The sequence below is a fragment of the Providencia heimbachae ATCC 35613 genome, from assembly GCF_001655055.1.
Lineage (GTDB): Bacteria > Pseudomonadota > Gammaproteobacteria > Enterobacterales > Enterobacteriaceae > Providencia > Providencia heimbachae.
The window spans coordinates 65042-77883 of record NZ_LXEW01000003.1 but is presented as its reverse complement, the minus strand read 5'-3'; the positions used below and the strand labels follow the sequence as shown (position 1 = coordinate 77883).

General features: G+C 40.5%; 13 protein-coding genes and 1 riboswitch. Of the genes, 7 read left to right on the top strand and 6 right to left on the bottom strand.

Annotated features, from left to right (window positions below):
• Positions 1-49 precede the first annotated feature (49 nt).
• The 4 genes from M998_RS00435 (at position 50) to mntP (ending at position 3188) form a co-directional block, all read left to right on the top strand.
• Complete coding sequence (locus M998_RS00435; protein ID WP_068907100.1) at positions 50-853, top strand: PTS mannose/fructose/sorbose transporter subunit IIC; 804 nt, start codon at positions 50-52, stop codon at positions 851-853.
• 12 nt (positions 854-865) lie between these two features.
• Positions 866-1717, top strand: a complete 852-nt coding sequence (locus M998_RS00430; protein ID WP_068444341.1) for a PTS mannose transporter subunit IID — start codon at positions 866-868, stop codon at positions 1715-1717.
• An 89-nt stretch (positions 1718-1806) separates the two neighbouring features.
• A complete protein-coding gene (locus M998_RS00425; RefSeq protein WP_068444344.1) occupies positions 1807-2265 on the top strand; it encodes a DUF986 family protein in 459 nt (152 codons plus the stop codon).
• 151 nt (positions 2266-2416) lie between these two features.
• Positions 2417-2566, top strand: a riboswitch (yybP-ykoY riboswitch).
• A 40-nt stretch (positions 2567-2606) separates the two neighbouring features.
• Positions 2607-3188, top strand: coding sequence for a manganese efflux pump MntP (mntP, locus tag M998_RS00420; protein ID WP_068446503.1), 582 nt, complete (start codon positions 2607-2609; stop codon positions 3186-3188).
• 57 nt (positions 3189-3245) lie between these two features.
• On the opposite strand, the gene rlmA is transcribed toward mntP, so the two are convergent.
• The 4 genes from rlmA to alr all read right to left on the bottom strand — a co-directional run bounded on the left by rlmA (position 3246) and on the right by alr (position 6913).
• The gene (gene rlmA / locus M998_RS00415) at positions 3246-4070 is read right to left on the bottom strand and encodes a 23S rRNA (guanine(745)-N(1))-methyltransferase (RefSeq protein WP_068907099.1); all 825 of its coding nucleotides are present in this window, start codon (positions 4068-4070) and stop codon (positions 3246-3248) included.
• Between the two features lie 104 nt (positions 4071-4174).
• A complete protein-coding gene (locus tag M998_RS00410) occupies positions 4175-4384 on the bottom strand; it encodes an acid-shock protein (protein WP_068444350.1) in 210 nt (69 codons plus the stop codon).
• Between the two features lie 322 nt (positions 4385-4706).
• On the bottom strand, positions 4707-5444 hold the full coding sequence (locus M998_RS00405) for a phosphatase (protein ID WP_068907098.1): 738 nt from the start codon (positions 5442-5444) through the stop codon (positions 4707-4709).
• A 245-nt stretch (positions 5445-5689) separates the two neighbouring features.
• Positions 5690-6913 carry an alanine racemase gene (gene alr / locus M998_RS00400; RefSeq protein ID WP_068907097.1) on the bottom strand — a complete coding sequence of 408 codons (1224 nt, stop codon included), beginning with the start codon at positions 6911-6913 and terminating at the stop codon, positions 5690-5692.
• Between the two features lie 284 nt (positions 6914-7197).
• Between alr and M998_RS19485 the strand changes: the two genes are divergently transcribed.
• Positions 7198-7374, top strand: a complete 177-nt coding sequence (locus tag M998_RS19485) for a hypothetical protein (protein ID WP_156510933.1) — start codon at positions 7198-7200, stop codon at positions 7372-7374.
• On the top strand, positions 7375-8022 hold the full coding sequence (locus tag M998_RS00395) for a hypothetical protein (protein WP_068907096.1): 648 nt from the start codon (positions 7375-7377) through the stop codon (positions 8020-8022).
• 89 nt (positions 8023-8111) lie between these two features.
• Here the strand turns inward: M998_RS00395 and guaA are convergent, their stop codons facing one another.
• Positions 8112-9689 carry a glutamine-hydrolyzing GMP synthase gene (gene guaA / locus M998_RS00390; protein ID WP_068907095.1) on the bottom strand — a complete coding sequence of 526 codons (1578 nt, stop codon included), beginning with the start codon at positions 9687-9689 and terminating at the stop codon, positions 8112-8114.
• A gap of 84 nt (positions 9690-9773) precedes the next feature.
• Positions 9774-11240: an IMP dehydrogenase gene (gene guaB, locus M998_RS00385; RefSeq protein WP_068444367.1), complete on the bottom strand. Its 1467-nt coding sequence runs from the start codon at positions 11238-11240 to the stop codon at positions 9774-9776.
• Between the two features lie 172 nt (positions 11241-11412).
• On the opposite strand from guaB, the gene xseA reads away from it, so the two are divergent.
• Positions 11413-12792, top strand: a complete 1380-nt coding sequence (gene xseA, locus M998_RS00380) for an exodeoxyribonuclease VII large subunit (RefSeq protein WP_068907094.1) — start codon at positions 11413-11415, stop codon at positions 12790-12792.
• Positions 12793-12842 lie beyond the last annotated feature (50 nt).

Here is a 12842-nt window from a genome sequence, read left to right as displayed (position 1 = left end):
ATCATTACTCAAAAAAGTTTTCAACTCGTTGGTTACAGGAGATTTAACAATGGAACTTACCGTTGTTCAGATAGTACTGGTCTTCATCGTCGCTTGTATCGCTGGTATGGGATCAATCCTCGATGAATTTCAGTTCCACCGCCCTCTCATTGCCTGTACGCTTATTGGTATTGTTTTGGGAGACATGAAAACCGGTATCATCATTGGTGGTACACTCGAAATGATAGCGCTTGGCTGGATGAATATCGGTGCGGCTGTTGCGCCTGACGCAGCATTAGCTTCGATTATCTCGACTATCCTCGTTATTGCCGGAGGACAAAGCATTGGTGCAGGGATTGCAATTGCAATCCCACTGGCTGCTGCGGGTCAAGTGCTGACAATTATTGTGCGTACGATTACGGTCGCATTCCAACATGCGGCTGATAGAGCTGCGCTCAAGGGTAATCTATCCGCTATTGGCTTTATCCATATCTCTGCATTATTACTTCAAGCAATGCGTATTGCCATCCCTGCTCTGATAGTGGCAGTTTCTGTTGGTACGTCTGAAGTACAACAGATGCTAGACTCTATTCCTCAAGTGGTGACTGATGGTCTGAATATTGCAGGTGGTATGATTGTCGTTGTTGGTTATGCGATGGTTATCAACATGATGCGTGCAGGCTACCTGATGCCGTTCTTCTATTTAGGTTTTGTCACCGCGGCATTTACTGACTTTAACCTTGTTGCCCTCGGGGTAATTGGTACTGTGATGGCGATCCTTTACATCCAGCTCAGTCCAAAATACAACAAATCACAAGTTGTTGTAACACAAGGTAATAACAGTAATAACAACCTTGATAACGAATTAGATTAGGAGGAACGTATAATGGTAGATATCACAAAACCGACAGCGAAAAAGCTGACTCAAAGCGATATTCGTGGTGTATTTTTACGTTCTAACCTTTTGCAAGGTTCTTGGAACTTTGAACGTATGCAGGCGCTGGGTTTTTGCTATGCAATGGTTCCGGTTATTCGTCGTCTTTATCCTGAAAATAACGACGATCGTAAACAAGCAATTAAACGCCACCTTGAGTTCTTCAATACACATCCATATGTCGCTGCCCCTGTTCTAGGTGTCACCATGGCAATGGAAGAACAACGTGCCAATGGTGCTGATATTGATGATGGTGCAATCAACGGTATCAAAGTCGGTCTAATGGGGCCATTGGCCGGTGTTGGTGACCCTATTTTCTGGGGTACTGTACGTCCGGTATTTGCCGCATTAGGTGCGGGGATCGCGATGACGGGAAGCTTACTCGGTCCGGTTCTGTTTTTTGTTCTTTTTAACTTAGTTCGTTTATTAACCCTTTACTATGGTGTTTCATACGGCTATAAAAAAGGGATTGATATCGTTCAAGATATTGGCGGTGGCTTCCTACAAAAACTGACCGAAGGTGCTTCTATACTCGGTTTGTTTGTCATGGGTGCTCTGGTTAATAAATGGACGCATGTGAATATCCCTCTTGAGGTTTCACGAATTAAAAACCCAACCACGGGTGCGGAAGATATTACAACCGTTCAAATGATCCTAGACCAATTAATGCCTGGTTTAGTCCCATTGCTATTAACCTTCGCCTGTATGTGGCTTCTACGTCGTAAAGTGAATGCCCTATGGATAATCATTGGTTTCTTTGGTTTAGGGATCCTCGGTGCTTGGTTAAACTTTTTAGCGCCATAATTATCTGTAATTAACTGAAAAGGGAGGTTGCAGCCTCCCTTTTTTAATCTTAAGCTCTGTCGCATGTTTACTTAGTCAAGGGCACTCAAATGACCTTAAATGATTCCATTCTTGCCATTATCATTTTAATCATGCTTGTGTACGCAATTTATGATGAATTTATTCAGCAGCTACTTAAAGGGAAAACCCTGTTAAAAATTAATCTAAAACGAAAACATCGGGTTGATGCCATTATCTTTATTGTTTTAATTTGTATCGTTATTTATACAAACATTATTCGTCATGGTAGTTCATTAACCACTTACTTATTGATGATTACTATTTTAATGGCTATTTACTTAGCATTTATAAGAAAACCAAAGTTATTCTTTAAGCAAGATGGTTTTTATTTCGCCAATACTTTTATTTTATATAATAGAATAAAAACAATGAATTTATCCGAAGATGGAATATTAATAATTGGTTTAGAGCAAAAGAAAATCAACATGCAAGTAACCCATCTCGATGATTTACAAAGAATTTATGAATTCCTTATTAATCATAAGTAATTGTAATCTATATTATCAATAAAAATAAGGTTAATTGAAAATTTAATTAACCTTATTTTTTATAATATCGCCAATGACAATTATTCTCAATACCATTTAATACCCACAATCAATTAAATGTTGCCTTTAAAATAAATTATGGTATCTTTCATTCCACGTCATTGGGGAGTAGCCTGTTCTGGAGTTATATTTAATCCAGAAAGTCCGTATCAACATGCTCGTTTGATTTTAAACGTGGTGCGGACACCATCATTTGGTTGGCAAGACCATAGACACATGAATAAGCCTTTTGGTTGGGGGTAATTTATGTGTATATGGAATCACCCAACCGAGGTTATGTTATGAGCTTCTACGCCACCCTCATATTAGCGCTTGCGCTATCAATGGATGCATTTGCCGTTGCTATTTGTAAAGGTGCTGTACTCCATAAACCCCGCTTTAGAGAAATTCTTCGTACTGGTTTTATTTTTGGTTTTATCGAAGCAATTACCCCAATTATCGGCTGGGGAATTGGTATTCTTGCGAGTCAATACGTTGTCCGTTGGGATCACTGGATAGCATTTACCCTGCTATTTGTCCTAGGTGCTCGCATGATCTGGCAAAGCATAAAAACGAAAGACGACGAATGTTGTACTAAACCATCGAGCCACAGTTCCTCTAGCCTTATATTCTCAGCAATTGCAACAAGCCTAGACGCAATGGCAATTGGATTAGGTTTAGCTTTCTTACAAGTTGATATTGTTCATACGGCGATGACTATCGGATTAATGACCATGATTATGGCGACGATAGGAATGATGATTGGTCGCTATGTGGGCCCACTATTAGGAAAAAAGGCAGAAATTATTGGGGGGATGGTACTCATTGGAATTGGCTTTAATATTCTATTTGAACATTTAGAATTATTTATGTACGCACCCTAACCTTATAAATAATACCTGTACTTCCCCCTGATATTACTCAGGGGGAAAAATATATATTTATTTATCATTATATTGATAAATTCGAATCAAAAAATCTGCTGTATAATGTTTAGTCTCAGATAGCTTTAATAATCGTTTGACCTCTTCCGAAGCCCGCCAAGCAAACGGTGTCATCGCCAATAACTCATAGGCATCTTGACCCGATAAATTCATATTATATTTTAAACGTTTTTCATCTAGTAACGTGAAATTTGGTAAATCTTCTTCATTATCAGGATGTAATTTAACCTCATCGTAAATCAGTGCTTTTAATTCTTGCAGATGTTCTGCTGCTGGTGTCACAGTGACTAATATTCCAGAAGGAATTAATACACGGCTCAACTCTTGCGCCTTACAAGGTGCATAAATACGTACAATTGCCCCTAAACTTGTCTCTGCAAAAGGTAAACGATGGCTAGATGCAACACAAAAATTGATAGACTTGTAGCGTTTAGCAGCGAAACGAATTGCTATTTTCGAGACATCCAAACCAAAAACACTCACTTGATTTGAGTGCTTTAATAAAGATTGTAAAAAATAATCAGTGTAATACCCTTCCCCACAGCCAATATCAAGCACAGTATGATTTTGTTCTGGCAAGTAATGTGCTAATAACTCTGCAACATTATCTCGCATCGGTTGGTAATGCCCCGCATCAAGAAATTGTCGGCGTGACAACATCATTTCAGCACTATCACCGGGATCTTTTGAGCGCTTATGCTGTACTGGCAGTAAATTAACATAGCCTTCCTTCGCGCAATCAAACTGATGATTTGCTTCGCAACGATAGCTATTATTCACTAATTTAAGAGGAGTAAAACACAGAGGACATTGATAATTCATATGGCTACACTAATTTAAAAATGATGCGTACTATAGCATAAAACCCAACAAGCAGCGCCATAGGAATTACTCTCCCATGGCACCGAGACAATTTTTAGAATAGATTATTTCAACGTACTTGCTGCATTAGACGCGCTTTCTTTATTTTGCTTAATTCCTTTTTTCTCAATTTTCGCTTTTTGCTGATGTACTTTAGCCGTTTGATGGCTTTTCGCTACTGGCGCGATAGGCTCTGATTTTATCGTCGAGTTTGCAAGTGCAGCACCGGAAACAGCAAAAGACAATACAGTCACGATTGTTAATAACTTTTTCATATTGAGTGCCTTAACATTATTTAAGCAAGAATATTCTTGCCGCTCTAATTAACCACAATTTATTATTGCCCCACAATAGGACAAGATTAAAGATTTCCATATATTTGATAGGTTATTTAGAGTCATAAATATTTTTAGTTTGTTGATTATTTATATACATTGTTAACACGTAATATTCGATAAAAAACACAAAATTAAGCATATTTAATAGATATAATTCAAATAATTAAATAAAACCAAAAGCTAATATCAGTTTTTTTCTTAAAGAATATCTATATATTCAATTTATTTGATAGATAAATTTACTGAAAAGCTTAATTAATTAAAAATCAGCAAATTCAGGGATTGGTTTTCGTCCATGAGACGCTAAAAAATCCAGCACTCGTCGCGGTGTAACATTTAAAATTTGCGATTGAGGAAACTCGATTGAATCAAGCATGGCAACGACATGGTCAAAACGCCCTAAATGCCCTGCATAATGAGAATCAGAGCCCAGTGATACCCAGCCCCCCGCCGCTTTAACTGCTTTAGCAATTTCTAAACAATTTTTTGGGCTTCCCGCTCTTGAATGCAAAAAAGATGAGTTATTCATTTCTAATGCCACATTGTTCTCTTTTGCAGCTTGCGCGACCGCTGTTATATCGATGGGATATTTAGGATTTCCAGGATGAGTAATTATTTGCACTTTACCACTACAGATGGTTGCAATAATCGCTTCGGTGTTATCCGCTAAACTTTGAGGGGCTAAAACAGGCTCATGAAAACCCGCTAAGATAATATCAAGATGACGGGCGATTTTTTCATTGCAGTCTGTTTCACCCAGCTTATTTTTAATATTCGCTTCTATCCCATATAACAAACCGACACCATTAACGATACGGGGAAGTATTGGCATATTACCAAAATGCCATTCATGGGGGGCATCTTGCATTTCTGGCCCATGATCAGTAATGGCAAACAGTTTAACACCCCGACTTGCCGCTTCAGAAAAATACTCATTAACGGTACTATAAGCATGAGTACTGGCGATGGTATGTGCATGTAAATCAACTTTATACATAGAAATATCCTTAAAATTCAACTAGTCACTCATGGGCTCTTTCGATAAAAATAGCTATTCACGCTAACATATTCACTAAAATGATTCGACAGCTAATCGTGAATGTATATTTCATAGAATTAACAACAAGACGTTATTATCCTATTTTTAAACTTTGCATGATGTCCCATCAATGCTTTTACATAAAAAGCCTGCGACTTGCGCAGGCTCAGTATCAATTAAAAGCGCTAAATATACTGTGCCATTTAATCGACAAGTACACGCTGATTGGTCGCGCCCCACAAGATTGACATTTCAGTAAATAGTGCCCCACTGATATATTCCACTTCTTCAGCGCTTATTTCTTGCATTCCTTGTTTACCAAAGAAAACAACTTCATCACCTGGCTGAACCTTTTTTAAATCCGTTACATCAACCATTACCGTATTCATTGAGGTTTTTCCTAATACAGGCACTTTCTGACCGTTAATTAATGCGTGTCCTGTATTACTAAACACTCGACGGTAACCATCTGCATAACCAACAGGAATATTTGCCAATACTGAGTCGCGTTTCAAAGTATAGGTTCGGTCATATCCCACAGTATTACCTTTTGGATAATGATTCACTGCTGCAATATTAGATTTAAATGTCATCACTCGCTTATAGTCATTTGTCGCAACCGTATCACCGTAAAAAATACCGCCGACACGCACCATATCCAGCCAGGATTCGGGAACCGTAATCGTAGCGTAAGTATTGGCAACATGCAGTGTCACCTCTTCACGTTTCAAACCTGTGATATCAATGACTTGCTTTGATTGCTTATTAAATTTCGCCAAATCTTTTCTAATTTGGGCTTCATCTTCTTCAGGATAGTGAGACATGATGCCAACAATTTTCAGATTAGGCAGTTCAGAAATCAATTTAGCGTCATTGAGCCCCGCTGCATTCCCCACTTCTAGACCATTGCGGGACATTCCCGCTGAATTCAACGCTAAATGAATTGGAATAATTTTATTTTGTTTTTCAGCAATGGCATTCAAGCGCTGCGCCATATCTAAATTACCGATCAACTCTTCAACATTAAATTCGGTTGCTTGCGCCATTTCTTTTTCAGTCGCATTACGTACCCGCATCAAACGTTCTTTAAAACCAAGATCTCTAACCGTTTTGAACTCGGTATTACTGGTCAGTCCAATACATTGCACATTATTTTCGATCATAACGGGTGTAACTAATGAGAGATCATGCCCATAGGCATCCCCTTTTAACACCGCACACAGGGACGATTTATCCCCTAACAATGCCTGTACCTTTTTAACGTTATAATCGAGCGCACTTCGAGAAATCTCTATCCATGAATTATTGACAATAGCGGGTTGAACTTGCGCACTTGGTGTCGCAATGGTGTTGGTATTTACTGGTTGCTGACAAGCTGTTGCAACAAGTAATGGGAGTAATGCAAGATATCTCAAACGAAATGCCACGTTTTCTTCCTTAGCCGTAATGATGTATTCCCTAATCGATTATTTTTATGATTATAGGGAGTGAATATAGGGAGTGAATATATACACATGGTGTATATCGGCTTGGAATGATATCAAGATGAATGATTTGGACAAGTGATAATTGCGAATTTAGTGAATATATTATCGAATTTTCTGCATAAAAAGGCATTGCGCATCAGCGTTCATTAATTCTTCAACTTTATCTTCCGACCAACATGAAGTATGATAAATATATTGAATTTATAGTGATGGGAGGGATTATTATGTTCAACTTACAAGCAGCGTTAGACGAACGCCTAGCAACGCTTAAAAAGAAAAAAATAAAGGAAAAACAGTTTATTACATCATATAATAACTCAAAAGAAAGTATTGAAATCTCACTAAAGCAAGCTGGGATTTTAAACCAAAATGGTAAAATCATAAAAAGAATCGCTTCATAAATGTATATATCACCTGGGATTGTAGTTGGGTTTCATGGGTGTGATAGAACTGTTTTTGACTCGGTTGTTAAAAACGGCACCTCTATTTCTAGCAGTGAAAATAACTATGATTGGTTAGGACATGGGGTATATTTTTGGGAAGGTAGTTACGATCGAGCTTTAGATTGGGCTAAGCGTAGTAACAAAATAAAAAATCCAGCTGTCATCGGTGCTTTCATCAAATTAGGTAATTGTATTGATCTACTTGATTCCGAGCATCTGCAAAAAATTAAAGCAACATATCAAATTTATAGTTTAGAGTGCCAAGAACTTCAAATTGATTTACCTAGTAATAAAGTGAATATAAACGGTATAAGTTTTGTTCGGGAGCTTGATTGCCAAGTAATACTCAGACTTCAGCAAATAAATAATGAGCTCATCGCAGAGGAACTCGGCTTAGAAAGCACCTCAGGCCAAAATAAGCGACAGATTCAAAATCATCCTAACTTTATTGACTCTGTTCGTGGTATGTTTCCAGAAGGCGCTGAGCTATATGATGGCGCAGGGTTCAGAGATAAAAACCATATCCAATTATGTATAATTAATCCCAACTGTATTGCTGGTTACTTCGATCCAATTCAACGAAACAGCTGGTTCAAACCAGTATAAATACATAAGTACAGTCAAGAAGGCACCAGTAAGATACTGATGCCTTTGGATTTATCGACAACTAAAGATTGTTATCAACAATAACTATACTATTCCCACTCAATGGTTGCTGGTGGCTTGCCACTGATGTCATAAACGACCCTAGAAATGCCTGCGACCTCATTGATAATGCGGTTTGAAACACGGCCAAGGAAATCGTATGGCAAATGTGCCCAGTGAGCGGTCATAAAATCGATAGTTTCGACCGCGCGTAATGAAACAACCCAGTCATATTTACGACCGTCGCCCATAACACCAACAGAGCGAACCGGTAAGAAGACCGTAAATGCTTGGCTAACTTTATTATATAAGTCCGCTTTGTGTAGCTCTTCGATAAAGATAGCATCCGCGCGGCGCAGTAAGTCACAATACTCTTTTTTCACTTCACCTAATACGCGAACACCTAGCCCCGGACCTGGGAATGGGTGACGGTATAACATGTCATACGGTAAGCCCAACTCAAGACCAATTTTACGCACTTCGTCTTTGAACAGCTCTTTTAATGGCTCAACCAAACCTAGTTTCATGTCATCAGGTAGCCCACCAACATTATGGTGAGATTTGATCACGTGCGCTTTACCTGTTGCAGATGCCGCTGACTCAATCACGTCAGGATAAATCGTTCCTTGCGCTAACCATTTAATTTTAGGTAGTTTAGACGATTCTTCGTCAAACACTTCAATAAATACATGGCCAATTTTTTTACGTTTAGCTTCTGGATCGCTGATACCTGCAAGTGCATTCAAAAAACGATCTTCTGCTTTAGCATGGATAATATTCAGGTCAAATTTGCCTGCAAACATTTCCATCACTTGTTCTGCTTCATTTAAACGCAATAAGCCATTATCAACGAATACACAGGTTAAGCGTTTGCCAATCGCACGGTTTAACAGTAATGCGGTAACAGAGGAGTCTACGCCGCCAGAAAGTGCTAAAAGAACATGGTCATCGCCAATTTGTTCTTTTAAACGTGCAACCGTATCTTCAATAATCGCGGCAGATGTCCATAACGCTTCACACTGACAAATATCGAGGACGAAACGTTTTAAAATATTCAAACCTTGATGCGTATGAGTCACTTCTGGGTGGAATTGCACACCATAGAATTTTTTCTCTTCATTTGCCATGATGGCATATGGGCAACTTGGTGTGCTCGCGATGGTTTTAAAGTCAGCAGGGATAGCGGTGACTTTATCGCCATGGCTCATCCACACATCTAATACAGGTTTACCATTAGCGTTTAAGGAATCTTGGATTTCACGGAATAATTCACACTGTTCCGTCACTTCTACGCTGGCATAACCAAACTCACGTTCACCAGAAACTTCGACTGCACCGCCGAGTTGCATTGACATAGTTTGCATGCCATAGCAGATACCAAGTACAGGTACACCAGCATTAAATACATAGTCAGGTGCGCGTGGACTATCTGATTCCGTAGTGCTTTCAGGCCCACCCGAAAGGATGATCCCATTTGGATTAAATCCTCGAATTTGCTCTTCTGTGACGTCCCACGCCCAGAGTTCACAATAAACGCCAATTTCACGGATACGACGGGCAATGAGTTGTGTGTATTGCGAACCGAAGTCAAGGATAAGAATGCGATGTTTATGGATATTTGTTGTCATTTGAGGAGAATTCCAAAAATTCAAGTCAAAAATAAAAATTGGTGACGCTGTCACAAGTACAGCGTCACCCTGAAACGTTATCTGTTATTGCCCCAAACGGTAGTTCGGAGATTCTTTGGTGATGGTAACGTCATGAACGTGACTTTCTTGAATACCGGCACCACTGATGCGGACAAATTCTGCCTTCGTTCTTAATGCATCGATAGTACCACATCCGGTCAGCCCCATACAGGAGCGCAAGCCACCCATTTGCTGGTGAATGATCTCTTTTAAGTGGCCTTTGTAAGCAACGCGTCCTTCAATACCTTCAGGTACTAATTTATCTGCGGCATTATCAGACTGAAAATAACGGTCTGATGACCCTTTAGACATTGCGCCCAGAGAACCCATCCCCCGATAAGCCTTATAAGTACGGCCTTGGAACAAAATAGTTTCGCCCGGCGATTCTTCAGTCCCTGCAAACATGGAACCCACCATGACACAAGCTGCGCCTGCGGCAATCGCTTTAGAAATATCACCCGAGAAGCGGATGCCGCCATCAGCGATAATAGGAATACCCGTACCTTCCAAAGCTTCTGCTGCTTCAGCAATTGCGGTAATTTGTGGCACGCCAACACCCGTTACAATACGTGTTGTACAAATGGATCCTGGACCGATACCGACTTTAACAGCACTAACGCCTGCATCAGCAAGGGCTTTTGCGCCTTCAGCTGTTGCCACGTTACCACCAATAATTTGCAAGTCTGGGTATTTTTGACGTGTTTCGCGAATACGTTGCAATACACCTTCTGAATGGCCGTGTGAGGAGTCAATCAATAATACGTCGACACCCGCAGCCACCAGTGCGTCTACACGCTCTTCGTTACCTGCACCGGCACCAACAGCAGCGCCAACACGTAAACGCCCTTGCTCGTCTTTACAGGCGTTTGGTTTACGCTCTGCTTTTTGGAAGTCTTTAACCGTGATCATCCCTAATAAGTGAAAGTTATCATCGATAACTAACGCTTTTTCAACACGTTTTTCATGCATCTTTTGTAAAACGATTTCGCGGGCGTCACCTTCTTTAACGGTGACTAAACGTTCTTTGGGAGTCATCACTGCAGTAACCGGTTGGTCAAGATCCGTCACAAAGCGCACATCACGACCTGTGATAATCCCAACCAATAAATTATCTTTAGAAACCACAGGATAACCTGCAAAGCCATTACGCTTAGCCATTTCTTGAACTTCACGAATGGTGGTATCAGGTGTGACAGTAACCGGGTCAGTCACCACGCCGCTTTCATGTTTTTTCACACGGCGAACTTCTTCCGCTTGGCGCTCAATGGTCATGTTTTTATGAATAAAACCAATACCACCTTCTTGAGCAAGCGCGATAGCAAGATTAGATTCAGTGACAGTATCCATTGCAGCTGAAAGCATCGGGATATTTAGGCGGATGTTTGCGGTCAGTTGAGTCGATAGATCGGCTGTATTCGGTAATACAGTTGAGTGCGCAGGAACGAGTAATACGTCGTCGAAAGTTAGTGCTTCTTTTTTAATGCGTAACATAGGCAATATCCCACCAGGCAGCGTTATGGAAAGGTATAAAATATTGCAGCGGAATTATACACACCGTAATCGATTGCTTCCAGCCTTTTTTTGAAAAAAAACTTGATAACTCCAATAGCTACGTTAGTATCTATCCATTAAGTCATTGTTTTAACAATTTGATCTGGCTCACATGTCGACTCAACAAAATAGCGCAATTTATTCTGTAAGTAAGCTCAATCAGACTGTTCGGGAACTTTTAGACAGTCAGATGGGACGGATTTGGCTCACTGCCGAAATCTCCAATTTTTCACAACCTAGCTCCGGTCATTGGTATTTGACATTGAAAGATGACAAAGCTCAGGTTCGTGCGGCGATGTTTCGCGGGCAAAATACCCGGGTCACATTTCGTCCACAAAATGGCCAGCAAGTACTAGTCCGTGCCACGGTTACCCTGTATGAGCCTAGGGGCGATTATCAGCTTATCATTGAAAGTATGCAGCCTGCCGGCGAAGGTCTACTTCAACAACGCTTTGAGCTGTTAAAACAGACGCTGAGCGCGCAGGGCTTATTCGATATTACCCATAAAAAGCCATTGCCGGTACCCGCAAAATGCGTTGGTGTCATAACGTCAGCAACCGGCGCCGCTTTACACGATATTTTGCATATTTTGCGTCGACGTGATCCTTCGTTGCCCATTGTGATCTACCCTACCCCTGTACAAGGTGAGTTAGCCCCTGCACAAATTGCCCGCGCGATTGAACTGGCCAATTTACGTCATGAATGTGATGTTCTGATCGTGGGTCGTGGCGGAGGTTCCTTAGAAGATCTGTGGGCCTTTAATGAAGAAATCGTCGCAAGAGCAATTTTTAGCAGCCAACTGCCTATTATTAGTGCTGTTGGTCATGAAACGGATGTCACGATTGCCGATTATGTGGCTGATGTTCGTGCGCCTACGCCATCAGCGGCTGCCGAGCTTGTCAGTCGTAATCAAACTGAAATGCTACGTCAATTACAATCGCAGCAACAACATCTTGAAATGGCAATGGATTATTACCTTGCTGGGCAGCAACAACGTTTTTCTCGCCTACAACATCGGTTACAGCAACAACATCCACAGTTACGTCTTGCAAGGCAACAGAATCAACTTAATTTGCTGCAGCAAAAACTGGCACAATCAATCACTCGCCAGTTGCAAAGTGCAACATTGAGTTTTGAAAAATCTGAGCGCCGTTTACTGCAAAATGATCTGCGCCCACAATTACAGAAGCAGCAAAGACAACTGCAACAAACACAGTTTCATCTACAAAATATGTTGTCTAATTTAGTGAATGGCTATCGTCAACGTTTTGCTGTCGCCTGTTCAAAAATGGAAGCGGTGAACCCATTAGCAACGCTTGCTCGTGGTTTTAGTATTAGTGAGGCACCTAATGGCGAAGTGCTTAAAAAGACCTCGCAAGTTAAGTTAGGGCAACAATTGCGGACTCGCCTTAATGATGGCTGGGTGGAAAGTGAAATCACTCATATTGAAAAAAATAAAGCGAAAAAAACAACTAAAAAGTTATCAGGCTGAGTTTATCGATTAGATTATCCGCCACTTTGATGGGTGGCGGATAATTAATT